This is a genomic window from Sphingomonas aerolata (assembly GCF_003046295.1).
GTDB classification, from domain to species: Bacteria; Pseudomonadota; Alphaproteobacteria; order Sphingomonadales; family Sphingomonadaceae; genus Sphingomonas; species Sphingomonas aerolata.
In genome coordinates this window covers 1,115,116-1,133,482 of sequence record NZ_PZZN01000002.1, presented here as the reverse complement: position 1 = coordinate 1,133,482, position 18,367 = coordinate 1,115,116, and the positions used below count along the sequence as shown (strand labels likewise).

At 65.3% G+C, this 18,367-nt stretch carries 17 protein-coding genes; 3 read left to right on the top strand and 14 right to left on the bottom strand.

What is annotated here, in order from left to right; genetic code table 11:
• Positions 1-306 precede the first annotated feature (306 nt).
• From rpmE to rpsB, 12 genes are all read right to left on the bottom strand, one after another.
• A complete protein-coding gene (rpmE, locus tag C8J24_RS12640) occupies positions 307-537 on the bottom strand; it encodes a 50S ribosomal protein L31 (protein WP_031393312.1) in 231 nt (76 codons plus the stop codon).
• Positions 538-639: 102 nt separating this feature from the next.
• Positions 640-1,116: a 3-hydroxyacyl-ACP dehydratase FabZ gene (gene fabZ, locus C8J24_RS12635; RefSeq protein WP_056681348.1), complete on the bottom strand. Its 477-nt coding sequence runs from the start codon at positions 1,114-1,116 to the stop codon at positions 640-642.
• A gap of 38 nt (positions 1,117-1,154) precedes the next feature.
• Positions 1,155-1,811 carry an OmpH/Skp family outer membrane protein gene (locus C8J24_RS12630; protein ID WP_107932670.1) on the bottom strand — a complete coding sequence of 219 codons (657 nt, stop codon included), beginning with the start codon at positions 1,809-1,811 and terminating at the stop codon, positions 1,155-1,157.
• Positions 1,811-4,531: an outer membrane protein assembly factor BamA gene (gene bamA, locus C8J24_RS12625; protein WP_107932668.1), complete on the bottom strand. Its 2,721-nt coding sequence runs from the start codon at positions 4,529-4,531 to the stop codon at positions 1,811-1,813. The genes C8J24_RS12630 and bamA overlap by 1 nt, the downstream gene beginning before the upstream one ends.
• Before the next feature lie 118 nt (positions 4,532-4,649).
• A complete protein-coding gene (rseP, locus tag C8J24_RS12620) occupies positions 4,650-5,783 on the bottom strand; it encodes an RIP metalloprotease RseP (protein ID WP_107932666.1) in 1,134 nt (377 codons plus the stop codon).
• Positions 5,780-6,937, bottom strand: coding sequence for a 1-deoxy-D-xylulose-5-phosphate reductoisomerase (locus C8J24_RS12615; RefSeq protein WP_107932664.1), 1,158 nt, complete (start codon positions 6,935-6,937; stop codon positions 5,780-5,782). The genes rseP and C8J24_RS12615 overlap by 4 nt, the downstream gene beginning before the upstream one ends.
• Entirely contained in the window at positions 6,934-7,689 is a 756-nt protein-coding gene (locus tag C8J24_RS12610) for a phosphatidate cytidylyltransferase (RefSeq protein ID WP_107932898.1), read from the bottom strand. Before C8J24_RS12610 ends, C8J24_RS12615 begins: the two co-directional genes overlap by 4 nt.
• 65 nt (positions 7,690-7,754) lie before the next feature.
• Positions 7,755-8,447 carry an isoprenyl transferase gene (locus C8J24_RS12605; protein ID WP_277352410.1) on the bottom strand — a complete coding sequence of 231 codons (693 nt, stop codon included), beginning with the start codon at positions 8,445-8,447 and terminating at the stop codon, positions 7,755-7,757.
• A gap of 71 nt (positions 8,448-8,518) precedes the next feature.
• Entirely contained in the window at positions 8,519-9,076 is a 558-nt protein-coding gene (gene frr / locus C8J24_RS12600; RefSeq protein ID WP_031394213.1) for a ribosome recycling factor, read from the bottom strand.
• A gap of 1 nt (position 9,077) precedes the next feature.
• On the bottom strand, positions 9,078-9,806 hold the full coding sequence (gene pyrH / locus C8J24_RS12595; protein ID WP_031394212.1) for a UMP kinase: 729 nt from the start codon (positions 9,804-9,806) through the stop codon (positions 9,078-9,080).
• A 398-nt stretch (positions 9,807-10,204) separates the two neighbouring features.
• On the bottom strand, positions 10,205-11,137 hold the full coding sequence (gene tsf / locus C8J24_RS12590) for a translation elongation factor Ts (protein WP_056681317.1): 933 nt from the start codon (positions 11,135-11,137) through the stop codon (positions 10,205-10,207).
• A gap of 90 nt (positions 11,138-11,227) precedes the next feature.
• Positions 11,228-12,079 carry a 30S ribosomal protein S2 gene (gene rpsB, locus C8J24_RS12585; RefSeq protein ID WP_031394210.1) on the bottom strand — a complete coding sequence of 284 codons (852 nt, stop codon included), beginning with the start codon at positions 12,077-12,079 and terminating at the stop codon, positions 11,228-11,230.
• A 334-nt stretch (positions 12,080-12,413) separates the two neighbouring features.
• On the opposite strand from rpsB, the gene C8J24_RS12580 reads away from it, so the two are divergent.
• Positions 12,414-12,647 carry a hypothetical protein gene (locus C8J24_RS12580; protein ID WP_197979521.1) on the top strand — a complete coding sequence of 78 codons (234 nt, stop codon included), beginning with the start codon at positions 12,414-12,416 and terminating at the stop codon, positions 12,645-12,647.
• A 137-nt stretch (positions 12,648-12,784) separates the two neighbouring features.
• Here C8J24_RS12580 and pssA read toward each other — a convergent pair whose 3' ends face one another.
• Positions 12,785-13,573 carry a CDP-diacylglycerol--serine O-phosphatidyltransferase gene (gene pssA, locus C8J24_RS12575; RefSeq protein ID WP_107932896.1) on the bottom strand — a complete coding sequence of 263 codons (789 nt, stop codon included), beginning with the start codon at positions 13,571-13,573 and terminating at the stop codon, positions 12,785-12,787.
• A 143-nt stretch (positions 13,574-13,716) separates the two neighbouring features.
• On the bottom strand, positions 13,717-14,445 hold the full coding sequence (locus C8J24_RS12570) for a phosphatidylserine decarboxylase (RefSeq protein WP_031440639.1): 729 nt from the start codon (positions 14,443-14,445) through the stop codon (positions 13,717-13,719).
• 196 nt (positions 14,446-14,641) lie between these two features.
• On the opposite strand from C8J24_RS12570, the gene C8J24_RS12565 reads away from it, so the two are divergent.
• Together C8J24_RS12565 and C8J24_RS12555 are read left to right on the top strand one after the other, a co-directional pair.
• Positions 14,642-15,862: an NADP-dependent isocitrate dehydrogenase gene (locus C8J24_RS12565; protein ID WP_031394019.1), complete on the top strand. Its 1,221-nt coding sequence runs from the start codon at positions 14,642-14,644 to the stop codon at positions 15,860-15,862.
• 721 nt (positions 15,863-16,583) lie between these two features.
• Complete coding sequence (locus C8J24_RS12555; protein WP_107932657.1) at positions 16,584-18,362, top strand: cation:proton antiporter domain-containing protein; 1,779 nt, start codon at positions 16,584-16,586, stop codon at positions 18,360-18,362.
• The last annotated feature ends 5 nt before the right edge of the window (positions 18,363-18,367 follow it).

Sequence of the window (18,367 nt, the reverse complement as noted above, 5' to 3'; positions counted from 1 at the left end):
CAGCAACCAGACCGTGTGGCCGTTCGCTGCGGTGACACCCCTCTAGGGCCCATCCCCAATCCCGTCAAACGCAAATTTCACTTTTATGGCAATTTTTGCGCCCTCGAGGCTGCAAGGCTCTTAGACCGCCCTATCCCCGGCTCCTGCCCCTCCTGATGGGCCGGGTTGTGCAACTCCGCGGCCCGGTACCGAGGTAGAGACCGCTTCGTCTTATTCGGACGCCAAACGAAAAACGAAGAAGCCGACGCACGCTGATTACGTACGCCGGCTTTATCTTCCGCCCATCCGACATCGGTCGGAAAGGAATTACTTGCGGAGCGTGAGACCGCCACCGAAGCGCTTGTTGAAGCGGGCGACCTGGCCACCAGTGTCGAGCATGGTGCCACGACCGCCGGTCCACGCCGGATGCGCGAGCGGATCGATTTCGAGCGTCATCACATCGCCTTCCTTACCCCAGGTCGACCGGGTCTGGTACTTGGTACCATCGGTCATCTGGATCGTGATCATGTGATAGTCGGGATGCGTATCGGCCTTCATCGTATGTCTCCGGTATAAACGGCTGGTTCCGACCAGCCTAAAGCACGGCGGGCCCGTACACACAGCGGCGCCGTGATGCAAGCGAGCCCCCCGTTTCGGCAATTACGCCTTAGGCGGATCGGCGATCATCGCGGTGAAATTCGCTTCTGCGACCAGCTGACCGTCAACCAGGGCGCGCCCTGCAAATTTGCAGACGCTTGCACGCTTCTGCACGAACGTCACGTCGAGCTGAAGGAGAACCCCTGGCTCGACCGGCTTGCGAAACTTCGCACCGTCGATCGCCATGAAATAGACAAGCTTTCCCGAACCCGCGAGACCGAGCGATTCGACCGCCAATATGCCGGCGGCTTGCGCCATCGCCTCGACGATCAGCACGCCGGGCATGATCGGCCTGCCGGGGAAATGCCCCTGAAAGAACTGCTCGTTCATCGACACCGCCTTGATGGCGCTGATCGAAGTGTCGGGGACGAGATCCACGACACGATCAACCAGCAACATCGGATAGCGGTGAGGCAATGCCGCCATCACCCGGCCGATATCGAGCGGTCCGCTCGATCGACCGGGCGCGGCGTCAGCCACGTCGACGTTCACGTTATCCGTGCTCACCGACGAAGTTCTCAGCGGCCCTGCGGCGTCGTGCGCGCAGGCGTCGCGCGGGCGGGTGCCGCTGCGGCAGGTGCGGCTGCCCCACCCTGCTGGTTCGGCTGCCAGCCGGCAGGCGGCGTGATGCCGACCGTCGGGACGAGACGATCGAGCTCGGCCGTGATCGACGCCGTGATATCGGCAGCCGGCTGTGCGAACAATGCGGCATCCGGACGAAGCAGCAAGGTCACGTTCTTGGCGCGGACCGCATTGCTAACCGCATCGCCGAGCTTCGCCTGGATCTGTTCGATGACATATTGCTGGGCGCGCTGTGCCGGCTGGGTCAGACGGGCCAGTTCCTGGTTTGCCGCGGTCTCGCGTGCCTGGATCGCCTGAGCCTGGCTCTGGAGCGACGCCGCATTCGGGGTCGGCGCGCGCTGTGCGGTCTGGAAGGCGGTCACGAGCGGCTGGAGTTCGCGGGCGATTGCCTGGCGGCGGGTCTCGGCCTGGTCGAGCTGTGCCTTGTAGGTCGTCTCGATCTGGCCACGCGCGGTGGTCCAGGCCTTGGAGCCTGCGATCGCGCCCTGCGGGTCGGCGACCGCGATACCCGAAACCTGGGCCTGCGCCGGTGCGACGATCGCCGCCGGTGCGAGCACGGCTGCGGCGAGGAGAAGCGTCTTGAACGTCGTCATCAGAACTGTGTCCCTACGTTGAAAGTAATAAGCTTGGGGTCATCACCCGGCTGCGTCAGGATCGCCTTGGCAAGATCGATACGCAGCGGGCCGAACGGCGAATTCCAGTTCACGCCGATACCCACCGACAGACGGGGCCGCGGCGAATTGCCAAGGAAGGTCTCCTTGAACGGCGCAATCGCGCTGGTCGCAATGACATTGGCCTCGGCACCCGCGCAGGCGCCGCCGAGCGTATCGGAATAGCCCGTCTGACACGTCGTCGCCCGCTGCGCCGTTTCGGTCGCGCCGGTCGGCGTGTAGGTGTTGAAATAGAGCTGGCGGCCTGCGCTGTCGAACAGCGGCGTGTTGATCGGCAACACGGTGACATTGCCGGCCGCGTCGACCGACGTTGGGAAGACCGCGGTCGGCAATGGCTTGGTGATGCCGAACAGGCTGCCGATCTGCGCGTAGATGGTCGGGCGAAGCCCCAGTTCGCGCGCGCCAGAGCCCAGCGGAATCTCGATTTCGGCACGAGCCAGATAATAAGCCCGGCCGCCGAGCGCGTCGTCGACGATCTGGTTGCGATCGGTCACTACCGTCTGCGTGCCATCGGCCGCAGTGACATATTGCTGGCGCAGGACCCGCGGACCGACGCCGCGAATGTCAAAGCCGCGGAACTGCGGCTCGCCCAGATAGAAGCGGTCGGTGATGCGGACGCGGTCGACACCCTCGCCACGGCTCTTCTCGAGCGAGTGGATATAGCCGCCCTCGGCGATGATCGAACCGATAAAGCCGCTGCCGAGGTTCCAGAATTTGGATCCCTCGGCGCGCGTACGGATATACTTCACGTCGCCGCCCAGACCGGCAAAGTCCTGGCTGAACGAGAAGCGCTGCCCGGCGGTCGGGCGCAAACGGCTGTTCAGCGTATCGTAGATCAGCGAATAGCCGATCGACGACGTCCAGCGATTGCCGAGTGCCTCACAGAGGTAGCGCCCGGCCTTGAGCGGGTCGCAGACGCCGTTGGTGAAATAGGACGCCTGGTCGAGGCCGACCTCGTCATAGGACAGGCCGTAGCGGCCCGACAGCGACCAGAACTCGGTCAGCGGCACACCGGCACGGATCTGGAAACCCGTCGAGACCTGTGAATAGGTCGTCTGGCGATCGTTGCCGACATAGTTGAACGAATTGTAATCACGCCGGAATATGTCGCCGCCGAGCGCGATGTTCTTGTCGAATAGATACGGCTCGGTGAAGCCAAGCTCGATCGACTTGGAATAGCTCGAATAGTTCACGCCGGCGCGCAGTTCCTGGCCCTTGCCGCGGAAATTGCGCTGCGTGATGTTCGCCTGGATGATGAACCGCTCGAGGCTCGAATAGCCCGCCGACAGCTGCAATTCGCCCGTCGAGCGCTCTTCCAGATTGGTTTCAAGGATGACGCGGTCAGGCGCGGAGCCTGGCGTCTGCTTGATTTCCATCTTGTCCTGGAAATAGCCGAGCGAGTTGATGCGATCCTGCGAGCGCTTCACCTGGAAGCTGTTGAACGCGTCGCCCTCGGCAAGACGGATCTCGCGACGCACGACCTTGTCCTGCGTCTGCGAATTGCCGTTGATCTCGACCCGCTCGACATAGGTGCGCTTGGCTTCGGCGATGTTGAAGTTGATACCCATGGTCAGGGTATCGACGTCCTTCTGGAACTCCGGGTTCACCTCGGTGAACGCATAGCCAAAGAGGCCCGCGGTCTGGCTCAAATTGTCGACCGAATCCTCGACGAGCTTCGCGTTATACCACTCGCCCTTCTTGAGCGGCAGCGTCGAGGCGAGCTTCTTGTTGTCGAAGTCGCGGATCTGGCTGTCGACGGTGACGTCACCGAACTTGTAGCGCTTCCCCTCCTCCACCACGTAGGTGATGATGAAGTCCTTCTTGTCCGGCGTCAGCTCGGCGACCGCGGACGTGACGCGGAAATCGGCATAGCCCTCGGTCAGGTAGAACTGGCGCAGCTTCTGCTGGTCGTAGCTCAGGCGATCCTGATCATAGCTGGTCGCCGAGGACAGGAGGCGGAACAACCGCGCCTGCTTGGTCGCCATCTGGCCGCGGATCTTGTCGTCCGAGAACACCTCGTTGCCGAGGATGTTGATCTGGCGGACCTTGGACTTCGGCCCTTCGCTGATCTCGAACACGACATCGACGCGGTTCTGGTCGAGATTGACCATCTTGGGATCGACGACCGCGGCGAAGCGGCCCTGCCGGCGATAGAGCTCGATGATCCGCGCGATGTCCTGGCGGACCGCGGTGCGCGTGAAGATCTGCCGCGGCGCGAGCTTGATCTCTTTCGTGATCTTGTCCGCCTTGAGCGCCTTGTTGCCCTCGAGGATCACGCGGTTGATGATCGGATTCTCGCGGATGCGCAGCACGATATTGCCGTCCTCAACCCCGGCGATCGAGTAATCCGCGAACAGGTCGCTCGCCTGCAGGTCCTTGAGCGCCTGGTCGAGCGTTTCGGCCGTGTACGGGATGCCGACGCGGAGCTTGGTGTAGCTCAACACGGTCTCGGGCTCGATGCGCTGCGAGCCTTCGACACGCAAAGTCTTGATCAGGGTCTGGGATACAGGCGCCGCTACGGGCGTTGTAGGAGCAGATGCAGGGGCAGCCGCTCGTGCACGCGGCGGACCGGATCGTGCCTGAGCCGCGGGCGCGGCCCCCGCAGGAGCGACCTGTGCCCAGACCGGCACGCCGGACAGCATCGTACCTGCCAGGAGCAGGGCGCCCTTACGCGCCAAAGTGTAACCGTTGATTGCTGTCACCAAACCCACCCCAAGAAACTTGCATACGCAAGGGCGCGCCCGCCCTGCCCTAACCGCGTCAGCCGATCAAGCCGGCCAGATTCTTCCACAACCCGAAATTGCCGAGATCGTTGAAGGTCACGAGAAGCATCAGTGCGAGGATCGCCGCAAGACCGCCGCGATACGCCCATTCCTGAACGTCGGGACCGACGGGCTTTCGCCGGACTGCCTCTATCGCATAAAATAGCAAATGTCCGCCATCAAGCATCGGCACTGGCAGCAGGTTGATGAACCCCAGATTGATGGACACCAGCGCAATCAGAAAGACATAGGCATCGAGGCCGAGCGACATCTGCTCGCCCGAGACCTTGGCGATACTGAGCGGTCCGCCAAGCTCCTTGACGGAGCGACGGCCTGAAATCACCTGGCCCAGCGTCTCGACCATCATCGAGACGATCTCGCCCGTCCGCTTCACCGCGACGGCCGGTGCTTCGAGCAAACCGACGCGAACGACGATGGGTTTGCCACCGGCGATCCCGAGCCGGCCGATCCGATATTCATTCCCGAACCGGTCGCGCTGTAGCTCGGTACCGATCACGACATCGCGCGATACCAGTCGTCCATCACGCAGTACATCAATGCGGGTGCGTTCTCCCGCACGGATGCGGGCATAGCGTGCCATGTCGTCGAAGGTTTCGACCGAACGCCCGCCCAGCGCAGTGACCCGGTCGCCCTGTTGCAGACCGGCGAGTGCCGCCGCACTGCCCGGAACGGTCGCCCCGATCACCGGCGGCATCCGGACGTCGCCATAAGCGAGCGCGAATCCGGCGAGGATGACGATTGCGACGACGAAATTGACCACCGGACCTGCGGCAACGACAATCGCGCGCTGCCAAACCGGTTTCGACTGGAATGTCCGCTGACGTTCCTCGGCAGGCAAGGCGAGCCATTCGGCGGAGGGCTCGCTTGCCGGGGTCATGTCCCCAGCGAATTTCACATACCCACCAAGCGGAAGCCAGCCGAATTTCCAGCGGGTGCCGCGTCGATCGGTAAAGCCGGCGATCTCGCGTCCGAACCCGATCGCAAAGGCGTCGGCCTTGATCCCGAATATCCGTCCAGCGAGATAATGGCCCATCTCGTGAACGAACACGAGCGGTCCGATGACGAGCATGAAGGACAGGATCGTCAGCAGGATACCGGGCGTTTCGATCAAACCACGCAATCCTTCACACGCTCGCTCGCAAGGCGCCGCGCCTCGGCGTCGATGGCCAGAACGGCATCGACGCTATCCGGTGCGGCCGGATCGTAGCGTATCAGCGTATCCTCCACGATTGCGGCAATTTCGAGGAAGCGGATCCGGCGGTTGAGAAAGGCTTCGACCGCCACCTCGTTCGCCGCGTTGAGAATCGCCGGGCGCGCCCCGCCCGCGTCCAGTGCTTCGCGCGCCAGCCGCAATGCGGGAAACCGGACCGGATCGGGCGCTGCGAAATCGAGTCGGCCGATGCCAACGAGATCGAGCGGCGCCATCGGTGTCGCCATCCGGTCGGGCCAGGCCAGGGTATGCGCGATCGGCGTGCGCATGTCGGGCGGGCCGAGCTGCGCGAGAACCGAGCCATCGACATAGTCGACCAGGCTGTGGATCACCGACTGCGCATGGATGACGATCTCGATCCGGTCGGGAGCGATCGGGAACAGCCGGGCGGCCTCGATCAGTTCGAGCCCCTTGTTCATCATCGTCGCCGAATCGACCGATATCTTCGCGCCCATCGACCAGTTAGGATGCTTGACCGCCTGTTCGAGCGTCACGCCGCGCATCTGATCGGTCGTCCAGTCGCGGAAGGGCCCGCCGCTGCACGTCAGAATGATCCGCCGCACGCCTTCGGGCCGCGCTGCATCAAAGCATTGGAAAATCGCGTTATGCTCGGAATCCGCCGGGAGCAGGGTCGCGCCGGACCGCGCAGCTGCGCGCAAGATGACGTCGCCCGCGGAGACCAGCGGTTCCTTGTTCGCGATGACGACCGTGCCGCCCTGCTCGATGGCCGACAGGACGGGCTTGAGGCCCGCACAGCCGACGATCGCGCCCATCGTCCAGTCGGCGCCCGATGCGGCTGCCTCGGCGATCGCGTCAGGGCCGCCGCCGGCGCGGACACCCGTTCCCGCCAGTGCCGCTTGCAACTCTGGCAGGCACTGCTCGTCGGCAACCACCGCGAATTCGGCGCGGGTCCGGATCGCGGCCGCGGCGAGCCGCGCGACGTCACAATTTGCGGTCAGCGCGACGACGCGAAAACGATCGGGCTCGCGTTCGACGAGATCGAGCGTCGACGTACCGACCGACCCGGTCGCACCGAGAATCGTGACGCTTTTCATGAGTATAAGCTCGGCAACATGATGAGTAACGCCGCGACCGGGGCGACCGGGACAAGCCCGTCGAGACGGTCCATCACGCCGCCATGACCGGGCAGCGTATTGCCGCTGTCCTTGACGCCTGCGACGCGCTTCAACCAGCTTTCGTACAGGTCCCCCATCTGCGCCAGCGCCGCGAGAAACGGCGTGGCGAGCGCAAGGTGGAACGGCAGCGCATATTCGACGTGGAGGATCGCGGCGACGATGCCCGCGAGCGCCACGCCGCCAATCAGGCCCGACCAAGTCTTGTTCGGACTGATCACGGGTGCAAGCTTGGGTCCGCCGAGCGACCGCCCGGTGAAGAACGCGCCGATATCGCACGCCCAGACCAGCGACAGCGCCCAGAGGGTCAGAAGCACGCCGTCCTCCTGACGCCGGATGATCATCAGCGCGAGCACGGGCAGCCCGCAATAGATGATTCCGAGCGCCAGCGGAGGCTTACGCGTGGTGATGACGACGAAGAACGCCGCCCCGGCAAGCAGGCCCAGCGTGAAGAAATCGTGCACGACGAGGATCAGCGAGGCCGGCGCCATCAGCGCGAGCGGCACGGACAACGCGAACTGCGTCATGCGCCTGGTTTTCGCGTCGGCCCCCTGCAGCATCGCCCATTCGGCCATCATGAACAGCGCGGCCACCACGCCCAACAGCCAGAAGGCAATGCCGCCCAGCGTCAGGGCGATGCTCGCGACGACGATCATGCCGACGCTCGCGATCATCCGGAGCTTGAGGTTGGACGGTGTGCGAAGCGCCTGATCGGGGGCCCGTTCGGGATCGGTAAGCGTCACAGCCCACCGTAGCGGCGTTGCCGCACGCCAAAGGCCGCAACGGCCTCGGCGAGCGCGTCGCCGTCGAAATCGGGCCAGAGCGTGTCGACGAACAGCAGTTCGGCATAAGCAGCCTGCCACAACAGAAAATTCGACAGGCGTTGTTCGCCCGAGGTGCGGATCATCAGGTCGAGCGGGGGAAGATCGCGCGTGTCGAGTTCGCCCTCGACCATCGCCGCGTCGATGCTCGCCGGATCCAGCACCCCGTCGCGCGCGCGTTCCGCCAGGCGGCGGGCGGCGAGCACGAGTTCGGCATGGGCGCCGTAGTTGAGTGCGATCGCGAGTAGCGGACCGGTGTTGGCCGCGGTCCGCGCGATCGCATCATCGACCATCGCGACCAGATCGGGCGAAAAGGCACGATAGTCGCCGATGACGCGCAGACGGACATTCTCGCGGGTCAGCTCGTCGAGATCGCTGCGGATGAAATGCCGCAGCAACCCCATGAGATCGCTGACCTCTTCCGCAGGACGGCGCCAGTTTTCGGACGAGAACGCATAGAGCGTAAGCGCCTCGATCCCCATGGCGCGCGCCGCGCGGGTGACGTTTCGCACCGCATCGACGCCCGCCTTGTGGCCGGCAAAGCGGGGGAGGAAGCGCTTCTTCGCCCACCGCCCATTCCCGTCCATGATGATCGCGACATGACGCGGCACCGCGCCGCCCCCAGGAACGGCGACGAGCGACGCAGCCTGGGAGGCTCCGGCCGAAGCAGCGCCAAGCGGCCTCACTTGCCCAGGATTTCCTTTTCCTTGGCGCCCGCGGTCGCATCGAGATCGGCGATCGTGCTGTCGGTGAGCTTCTGCACCTCGACTTCGTGACGCTTGCGCTCGTCCTCGCCGAACACGCCCTTCTTCTCGTCGACCTTCAGCGAGTCCATCCCGTCGCGGCGGACGTTACGGACTGCAATGCGGGCCTTTTCAGCATATTGGCCGGCGAGCTTAGCGAGTTCCTTGCGACGCTCCTCGGTCAGATCGGGAATCGGCAGACGCAGCGTCTGACCGTCGACGATCGGGTTGAGACCCAGCCCCGCTGAGCGGATCGCCTTGTCGGTCGGGCCGACATTCGACTTGTCCCAGACCTGCACCGACAGCATCCGCGGCTCGGGCGCCGACACGGTCGCGACCTGGTTGAGCGGCATCGACGAGCCGTAGACCGTGACCATCACCGGATCGAGCAGCGCGGTCGACGCGCGGCCGGTGCGAAGCCCGGCCAGATCATGCTTCAGCGCTTCGACGGCACCCGCCATGCGGCGTTCCAGGTCGCTCTTGTCATACGCTGCCATCTTAACTCTCCTGCTCGTTCTGGACGATCGTCGACACGCCATCACCCGCCAGCACCGCGGCAAGATTGCCGGGTTCGCGGATGTTGAAGACGACGATTGGGATATCATTGTCGCGGCACAGAGCGATCGCGCTCGCGTCCATGACCTTGAGGTCCTCGGACAGCACCGTGCTGTACGAGATCGTCTCGTAGCGCGTTGCGTCCGGGTCCTTTTTCGGATCGGCGCTGTAGACGCCGTCGACCGACGTGCCCTTGAACAGCGCGTCGCACTTCATCTCGGCAGCACGCAGCGCGGCGCCCGAATCGGTGGTGAAATAGGGGCTGCCGACACCCGCGGCGAAGATCACGACGCGGCCCTTTTCGAGGTGCCGTTCGGCGCGACGCCGGATGAAGGGTTCGCAGACGCTCGCCATCGGGATCGCCGACTGAACGCGCGTGTCGATGCCGATCTGCTCGAGCGCGTTCTGCACCGCGAGCGCGTTCATCACGGTCGCGAGCATGCCCATGTAATCGGCGGTCGCGCGCTCGAAGCCCTTGGCGGCGGCGGCGAGGCCACGGAAGATGTTGCCACCCCCGACGACGATGCAGATCTCATAGCCCTTGGCGCGGACGTCGGCGATCTCGCCGGCGACACGTGCGGTGACGGTGGGATCGATCGAAAGACCGGCGGGTCCCATCAGGACTTCGCCCGACAGTTTGAGCAAAATGCGTTTGAAGCGCGGAGGCGTCATAAATCTCGAATTGTGATTGGCGGGGCGGCGCGGACCTTAGGCGGCGAGGCCGGGGATGTGAAGCGCTGCGACGTGCCTGTGTGGACTCTGAGCGGTCAGGAGACGGAAAATCGTCGACCGCAGGAGGGCGCGCGAGGGGAAATGCCGTCATTTCCGCGGAGATGGAGGGGCTGGCGTCGCGAGCGACACCGACCGCCTAGGGTCTGGATCCCCGCCTGCGCGGGGATGACGGCGTAGTATATGGCTACTCCGTAATCCTCCCCCCTCGGGGAGACAGTGGCCCGGCAGGGCCGGATGAGGGGCGTGAGGTTCGAGACCTCGCCACTCCCCTCACCCTTCCCACGGCCGAGTGGCCGTGGGCCCCTTCCCTCTCCCCGGACGGGAGAGGGAGAGTGGGGTTACGCCTGGGGGACGCCCGAAGCGGCAGCGACTTCGGCGGCGAAGTCGGACTGCTCCTTCTCGATGCCTTCGCCGAGCTGGAAGCGGACATAGTCCACCAGCTTGATCTCGGCGCCCGCGTCCTTGCCGGCCTTGGCGACGACGTCGGAGATCTTGGTCTTGCCGTCCATCACGAACAGCTGGCTGACCAGAGCATGCTCCTTGCGGTACTTGGCGATGCCGCCTTCGACCATCTTGGCAATGATATCGGCAGGCTTGCCCGATTCGGCGGCCTTTTCGGTCGCGATCGCGCGCTCACGCTCGATCTCGGCTTCGTCGAGATCCGCTTCGTTCAGCGCCTTCGGGAACGCCGCTGCGATGTGCATCGCAAGCTGCTTGCCGAGCGTCTGGAGCACTTCGTCAGACGCCTCCGATTCGAGCGCGACGAGCACGCCGATCTTGCCGAGGCCCGGCGATGCCGCGTTGTGGATGTACGGAACGACCGCACCCTTGCTGACTTCGAGCGTGCGCGAACGGCGCAGCGACTGGTTCTCGCCGATCGTCGCGACGTTGTTCGTGAGAACCTCCTCGACGGTCTTGCCCGATGGCATCGGCTGCGTCTTGAGCGATTCGATGTCGCCGCCGGTGGCGAGCGCGATCTGCGTCACGTCACGGACAAACGACTGGAACTGATCGTTCTTTGCGACGAAGTCGGTTTCCGAGTTGACCTCGACCGCAGCACCCTTGGTGCCCGAAACGGCGACGCCGACCAGACCCTCGGCCGCGGTGCGGCTGGACTTCTTGGCGGCGGCGGCGAGACCCTTGGTCCGCAGCCAGTCCATCGCCTGCTCCATGTCGCCGGCGTTCTCGCTGAGCGCCTTCTTGCAGTCCATCATGCCCGCGCCGCTCTTTTCGCGCAGATCCTTGACCATTGCTGCCGTGATATCAGCCATGTCCGTAAATCCTCTTTAGTCTGAATGTAGTTGCGGGCGAGGTAAGGCCAGATGCCCTACCCCGCCCGCATGACGGTTCGGCGACGACGCTTATGCGTCGATCTGGCGCTCACCCTCGGCCGCGAACTCTGCGGCGGTCTCGGCATTCGCCGCAACCTGCGTCGTGTCGGCGGTCGGCTCGACGGTCGGCTCGGCGATCGCCTCTTCCTTCGGCGGCTCGACCATTGCGCCGATGTCGGCACCGGTCCGGCGCTGCTGCTCCTGGCCACCACGAGTCGCTGCGATTGCAATGGCTTCGCAGTAGAGGCGGATGGCGCGCGCGGCGTCGTCGTTCGCGGGAACCGGGAAGGCGATGCCGTCCGGCGAGACGTTCGAATCGAGGATCGCGACGACGGGAATACCCAGCGTGTTGGCTTCCTTGATCGCCAACTCTTCCTTGTTCGCGTCGATCACGAACATCACGTCAGGAATGCCGCCCATGTCGCGGATGCCGCCGAGCGAAAGCTCGAGCTTGTCCTTCTCGCGGGTGAGCTGGAGGACTTCCTTCTTGGTCAGGCCGACGGTGTCACCCGACAGCATTTCCTCGAGCGTCTTCAGACGCTTGATCGAACCCGAGATGGTCTTCCAGTTGGTAAGCATGCCGCCCAGCCAGCGATGGTTGACAAAGTGCTGACCTGCGCGACGTGCGGCGTCGGCGACGGGCTCCTGCGCCTGGCGCTTGGTGCCGACGAACAGGACCTTGCCACCGCCGGCGACGGCCGACGAGACGAATTCGAGCGCGCGCGCGAAGAGCGGCACGGTCTGCGAGAGGTCGAGGATGTGGACGCCGTTGCGGTCACCGAAGATGTAAGGCTTCATCTTGGGGTTCCAGCGATGCGTCTGGTGACCAAAATGTGCGCCCGTTTCAATGAGCTGCTGCATCGAGACGACTGGTGCCGCCATAGGATATGTCCTTCCGGTTGTGCCTCTGGGAAGCGGATGACGTGCCGGCCGAATGACCGAAACGCACCGGGCTATGATGCCTCCCATGCGGGGTTAGAGGCGCGGCCCTTAGCCGGGGACCGCGCCAAATGCAACGGCTTACCACCGACTTGACAAAAGAACGCAATAAGAACATAACGGGGCCAGAACAGAACAGAGGTTCGACTCGGCGCAGAATCACCCCGGAACGGCGGTGATCCAAATGCGACGAACGGAACGATGTTTTCGACCGGGTGTTGCGAACCTTAACACAATGTTCGCATTTGCAGGGAAGGCGAGCGGGAAGATGAGCGGGATGATGATAGTGAGCTTCATGGTGTTCTCGGGGTCGTTCGCAGTCGCGACCGCGGTGATCCTGTCGTCGATCGCACCGCAATGGTCGCGCATCGTCAGCCTGGCGTCGGGCAATGTCGAGCCGGCCTTCGCCCCGCTGCAGACGCTCGCGCGCGCCGAGCGCCGCATCGCGGTCCGCCGCTGGTCTTCGACCGGCATGCCGCAGCCGTCACAGCGCTGGAATGCCGCCGCCTGAACTTTGGCGGTGTGACCGGGGCGCCTGATCGACAGGCGCCGTGCTGATCCGCGGACGTGGTCGGCTTGTGGATTACCCGGGGTGCGCCTGGGGATCGCCCGCCCCGGGCCAGCATGCCCGGGGCTCGATCGGCCGGATCAGAGACCCGGTTTGGCGGACGTTTCGCTGCTACGGACGCCGGCGCGCTGGCGGCGGACCCTGGCATAGCTGGCGATGCTGAACGGCATCGACACGATATAGAGAAGGCAGATGAGGCTGAGCGTGTGCCACGGGGCGCTGACGAGCGCGGCACCGAGCAGGACGACGAGCGCGATCGCCTCGAACCGGACGTTGCGACGCAGCTTGAGCGAACTCCACGACCAGGTCGCGATACTCGACACCATCAGCAGCGCGACGAACGCGATCCAGGGTGCGACGATATAGGGCGAGGCGAAGAACGGTTCGTCGGTCCAGAACCAGAAGAACATCGGCATGAGCGCGAGCCCTGCCCCGGCGGGCGCGGGCACACCGGTCAGGAAGCCCGCGGATTTGTGCGGCTGATGGCTCTCGTCGATCTTGGCGTTGAAGCGCGCGAGGCGGAGCGCGCAGAACACCGCGAAGATCAGTGCGCAGATCCAGCCCATCCGCGGCAGTGCGGCGAGCGACCAGAGATAGACGATCAGTGCAGGCGCGACGCCGAAGGAGATCGCATCGGACAGCGAATCGAGTTCCGCGCCGAACCGGCTCTCGCCGTGGAGCATGCGCGCGATCCGGCCGTCGAGCCCGTCGAGCACGCCGGCGACCATGATCATCGCGACCGCGCTTTCCCATTGCCCGCCGATCGCGAACCGGACGCCGCTGAGGCCCGAGCACAGGGCGAGCGCGGTGACCGCATTCGGCGCCACCGCGCGGAGCGGCAGACCGCGACGCGGCCGGCGCGCCCGCATCGCGCGGCCCGCCGCCTGCGACTCGTCGGCGCGGCTGGCGGATCCGTAAGGCGTCCCGTCCCGATCGTTCACCGGACCCTCATTCAAAGGACCATCATGCTCTGGTCGATCATTCGAAGGACCATCGATCGCAGGACCATCGATCACTGGGCAATGCCGCCGACGGGCACGCCGCCGACACGGCCGAGCACGGTCTCGCCGGCGATGCTGCGCTGGCCGAGACAGACCTGGGGAACGACATGATCGGGAAGATAGACGTCGACGCGGCTGCCGAATCGGATGAGCCCGATCCGCTGGCCGACCGCGACCATGTCGCCCGCCTTGACGAAGCCCAGAATGCGCCGCGCGACGAGCCCGGCGATCTGGGTGAAGCCGATCCGCATGCCGTTGCGATCCTCGACCACGAAATGCTGACGCTCGTTTTCCTCGGACGCCTTGTCGAGATCGGCGTTGAGGAACTTGCCCGAGATATAGACGACCTGACGGATCGTGCCCGCGATCGGGGTGCGGTTGATGTGCACGTCGAACACCGACATGAAGATCGACACGCGCACCAGCGGTGCATCGCCCAGACCGTTCTCGCCGGCGAGTTCGCGCGGGATAGGGACGCGCTGGATCATCGTGATCAGCCCGTCGGCGGGGGCGACGATCAGCCCCTCGCCCTGCGGCGTGGTGCGGACGGGGTCGCGGAAGAAGGTCGCGACCCAGATCACGACGCCGACCATCGGCCAGAACAGCACATGGCTGAGCATCGTCAGCAGCAATGTGATGCCGGTCGCGATGGCGACGTATTTATAGCCTTCCGGATGGACTGCGGGAAATCGCCATTTGACCGTGGAGGTCGTGACGGGCGGCTTGTCGAGCGATGCCATAGCGTGCGGGTCTATCCGTGCCGGACGCGCGATACAACGATGAACAGCCTTTTCCCGACAGGACCGTGGGTTGCGCGAGGTTGCTCGAGGTTGCTTCGCGCGACATTCGGCAGTCGATCGGGGCGCGCCCGACGGTTGATCGGCGGGGCCGGCTCCCCTAGACGCTCCCCCAACCCCCTCCCCCGAAGGACGATATATGGCGAAGATCAAGGTTAAGAATCCGATCGTGGAGATCGACGGCGACGAGATGACCCGGATCATCTGGGAATGGATCCGCGAGCGCCTGATCAAGCCGTATCTCGACATCCAGCTCGATTATTACGATCTCGGCGTCGAGCATCGCGACGCGACCGACGACCAGGTGACGATCGACAGCGCGCTCGCCACGCAGAAGCACGGCGTCGCGGTCAAGTGCGCGACGATCACGCCCGACGAGCAGCGCGTGACCGAATTCGGCCTGAAGAAGATGTGGAAGTCGCCCAACGGCACGATCCGCAACATCCTGGGCGGGACGATCTTCCGCGAGCCGATCGTGATCAAGAACGTCCCCCGCCTGATCCCGGGCTGGACCCACCCGATCGTCGTCGGCCGCCATGCGTTCGGCGACCAGTATCGCGCGACCGATTTCCTCGTCCCAGGCCCCGGCAAGCTGCGCCTGGTGTTCGAAGGCGATGACGGCGCGACGATCGACCGCGAAGTGTTCCAGTTCCCGTCGGCGGGCGTCGCGATGGCGATGTACAATCTCGACGACTCGATCCGCGATTTCGCGCGCGCCTCGATGCATTACGGCCTGAACCTGAAATGGCCGGTGTACCTGTCGACCAAGAACACGATCCTGAAGGCCTATGACGGCCGCTTCAAGGACCTCTTCGCCGAGGTTTTCGAGAGCGAATTCAAGGACAAGTTCAAGGAAGCGGGCATCGTCTACGAGCATCGCCTGATCGACGACATGGTCGCATCGGCGCTGAAGTGGAACGGCGAGTTCGTGTGGGCGTGCAAGAACTATGACGGCGACGTCCAGTCGGACCAGGTCGCGCAGGGCTTTGGCTCGCTGGGCCTCATGACCTCGATCCTGCTGACCCCGGACGGCAAGACCGTCGAGGCCGAAGCCGCGCACGGCACGGTCACGCGTCACTTCCGTATGCACGAGCAGGGCAAGGCGACCTCGACCAACCCGATCGCGTCGATCTTCGCCTGGACCGGTGGCCTCAAGTATCGCGGCAAGTTCGACGACACGCCCGACGTGACGAAGTTCGCCGAGACGCTCGAGCGCGTCTGCGTCCAGACGGTCGAGAACGGCCACATGACCAAGGATCTCGCGATCCTGATCGGGCCGGACCAGCCCTGGATGACGACCGAGCAGTTCTTCGAGCAGGTCCGCTCGAACCTCGAAGCCGAAATGGCCAACTGGGCGTGACGGACGGCCCCTCCCGGAAACGGGAGGGGCCTATTTTTTTGGGTGCGGGTTGCGTGGTGGCGGCCTTCCATGACGCCGCGCGCTCGCGGCTCTGCGAGGCTCGGTCGGCCCGGCGTCCAAGGCCCCCCCGGCTCTCCGACTCCCCGACCTTTGCTCCCCGGTCCTGGCCCTCTCCGCCGTCATCCTGATGGAAGTCAGGACCCAGGGTTACGGGCGCCGCGCTGCTTGGCTATGGATCCTGACTTTCGTCAGGATGACGGTTGGGGGGTGGGGCGTGAGTGGTTGCCGAGTAGCGGGGCTTGGCTTTGCGCAGCTTCGGTTTGCGCTGGTCAATCGCTGCCTGCTCCGCGCCGCGCCCCCGCCGCGCCCCGCGTCCCTCCCGCCCTGCGCCCGCCACCGCCGTCATCCTGACGGAAGTCAGGATCCAGGGTTACGGGCGGTGCGCTGCTTGGCTCTGGGTCCTGACTTTCGTCAGGATGACGAGTGGAGGTGGATGTCGGTGTTCGATGCCCGGCATTGCGCTGCCCGGCTTGGCTTGGCTTGGCTTGGCTTGGCTTGGCTTGGCTTGGCTTGGCTTGGCTCGGCTCGGCCCACCTCGGCCCAGCCAAGCGCGGCTCGCCCCGCCCCCCCCCGCGCTGCCGCTCGCAGGCGCACGAACCGCGCGGCGGTGGGGCGGTATTATTCCCTGACGAATCGGGGAGGCGTCGCCTAAGGTCGGGGGATGGCATTACGGCTCGACAATCAGGGTTTCAGCGACACGCTCGTCATTCTCGGGGCGGCGGGGCTGGTGATCCCGGCGTTTGCGCGGTTCCGGGTCAGTCCGGTGATCGGGTTCATCCTGGTCGGGCTGCTGGTCGGGCCGGCCGGGCTGGGGTCGCTCACCGGGGCGGTGCCGTGGCTCTATTACCTGACGATCTCCAACCCCGAGGCGATCGAGCCGTTCGCCGAGTTCGGGATTATCCTTCTGCTGTTCTCGATCGGGCTCGAATTGTCGTTCCGACGGCTCTGGTCGATGAAGCGGCTGGTGTTCGGGACCGGAGCTGCCGAGCTGATCGGGTCGGCGATGATCATCGCGGTCGCGCTGCATTTCATCGGGCAAGGCTGGGCGGGCGCGATCGGGCTGGGCTTTGCGCTGGCGCTGTCGTCGACCGCGCTGGTGCTGCCGCTGGTCGGGACGACCGGCGCGGTCGGGCGCGGCGCGTTTGCGATGCTGCTGTTCGAGGATCTGGCGCTGGTGCCGCTGATCTTCGTGCTGGGGGCGCTCGCCCCGACCGCGACCGCGGACGGGTGGAGCAACCTGGCGGGCGTCGCCTTGCGCGGCGCGGCCACGGTGGTGGCGATGTATGTCGGCGGGCGGCTGATCCTGCCGCGGCTGTTCGGGCAGGCGGCGCGGACCAAGAGCCCCGAGCTGTTCCTGGCGGCGTCGCTGCTGGTGGTGATCGTCGCGAGCGTGGCGACGACCGCGGCGGGGCTGTCGCCGATCGTCGGCGCGCTGCTCGCCGGGCTGCTGATCGCGGAGACCGAATATCACAGCGAGGTCGAGGTGATCACCGCGCCGTTCAAGGGGCTGGCGCTGGGCGTGTTCCTGATCACGGTGGGGATGAGCCTGGACCTGCGGCTGATCGCGCAGAACTGGCCGTCGCTGCTGCTCGCGGTGACCGGGGTGGTGGCGACCAAGGCGGTCGTGACGTTCCTGTTCCTGCGCGTCGCCAATTCGCGGCGCGGGGTGGCGGCGGAGACCGGGCTGCTGATGGGCAGCCCGTCCGAGACGACGCTGATCGTGCTGGCGACCGCGGCACAGGCGCAGCTGATCCTGCCGTCGACCGCGAGCTTCTGGCAGACGGTGACCGCGATCGGGCTGACGATCACGCCGCTGCTCGCCAAGCTCGGCCGCACCGTGTCGCGTCAGCTGGAAAGCCGGTCGACCGCGGATGCGGGCGATATCGAGATCGACGAGGAGGGTCCGGGGACGGTGGTGATCGGCTTCGGCCGGGTCGGGCGGATGGTCGCGGACATGCTCGCGGTGCACGGCCAGCGCTATGTCGCGGTCGAGGCGGATATCGATTCGGTCGAGGCCGCGCGGGCGCAGGGGCATCCGGTGCTGTTCGGCGACGTCGCGCGGCCCGAGCTGGTCGACCGGCTGAAGCTCGATACCGCCAAGGCGCTGATCCTGACGATGGACGACCCGGTGCTGACGGTGCGGCTGGCGCGGCGGGTGCGGCTGCTGGCACCCAATTTGCCGATCGTCGCGCGTGCGCGCGATACCGCGCATGCCGCCGAGCTGTACCGCGCAGGCGTGACCGATGCGGTGCCGGAGACGCTGGAGAGCTCGCTGCAGCTGGCGGAGGCGGTGCTGGTCGACCTGGGCGTCGCGATGGGGCCGGTGATCGCGTCGATCCACGAGAAACGCGACGAACTGCGGCAGGAGATCAAGGCGGCGGCGGACATGCTGGTCGAGCCGCGGGTCCGCAAGGCCAAGCGGACGCCGCGGAAGGTTTAAGGGGC

Bases quoted from the DNA above. Each gene is read 5' to 3' on its own strand.
- C8J24_RS12630 (WP_107932670.1), bottom strand. From the start codon at position 1,811: ATGACGACGTTCAAGACGCTTCTCCTCGCCGCAGCCGTGCTCGCACCG.
- frr (WP_031394213.1), bottom strand. From the start codon at position 9,076: ATGGCAGCGTATGACAAGAGCGACCTGGAACGCCGCATGGCGGGTGCC.
- rpsB (WP_031394210.1), bottom strand. From the start codon at position 12,079: ATGGCGGCACCAGTCGTCTCGATGCAGCAGCTCATTGAAACGGGCGCA.
- C8J24_RS12610 (WP_107932898.1), bottom strand. From the start codon at position 7,689: ATGATCGCGAGCGTCGGCATGATCGTCGTCGCGAGCATCGCCCTGACG.
- C8J24_RS12565 (WP_031394019.1), top strand. From the start codon at position 14,642: ATGGCGAAGATCAAGGTTAAGAATCCGATCGTGGAGATCGACGGCGAC.
- rpmE (WP_031393312.1), bottom strand. From the start codon at position 537: ATGAAGGCCGATACGCATCCCGACTATCACATGATCACGATCCAGATG.
- bamA (WP_107932668.1), bottom strand. From the start codon at position 4,531: ATGCTGTCCGGCGTGCCGGTCTGGGCACAGGTCGCTCCTGCGGGGGCC.
- C8J24_RS12580 (WP_197979521.1), top strand. From the start codon at position 12,414: ATGATGATAGTGAGCTTCATGGTGTTCTCGGGGTCGTTCGCAGTCGCG.
- pyrH (WP_031394212.1), bottom strand. From the start codon at position 9,806: ATGACGCCTCCGCGCTTCAAACGCATTTTGCTCAAACTGTCGGGCGAA.
- pssA (WP_107932896.1), bottom strand. From the start codon at position 13,573: ATGCGGGCGCGCCGGCCGCGTCGCGGTCTGCCGCTCCGCGCGGTGGCG.
- tsf (WP_056681317.1), bottom strand. From the start codon at position 11,137: ATGGCTGATATCACGGCAGCAATGGTCAAGGATCTGCGCGAAAAGAGC.
- C8J24_RS12570 (WP_031440639.1), bottom strand. From the start codon at position 14,445: ATGGCATCGCTCGACAAGCCGCCCGTCACGACCTCCACGGTCAAATGG.
- C8J24_RS12615 (WP_107932664.1), bottom strand. From the start codon at position 6,937: ATGAAAAGCGTCACGATTCTCGGTGCGACCGGGTCGGTCGGTACGTCG.
- C8J24_RS12555 (WP_107932657.1), top strand. From the start codon at position 16,584: ATGGCATTACGGCTCGACAATCAGGGTTTCAGCGACACGCTCGTCATT.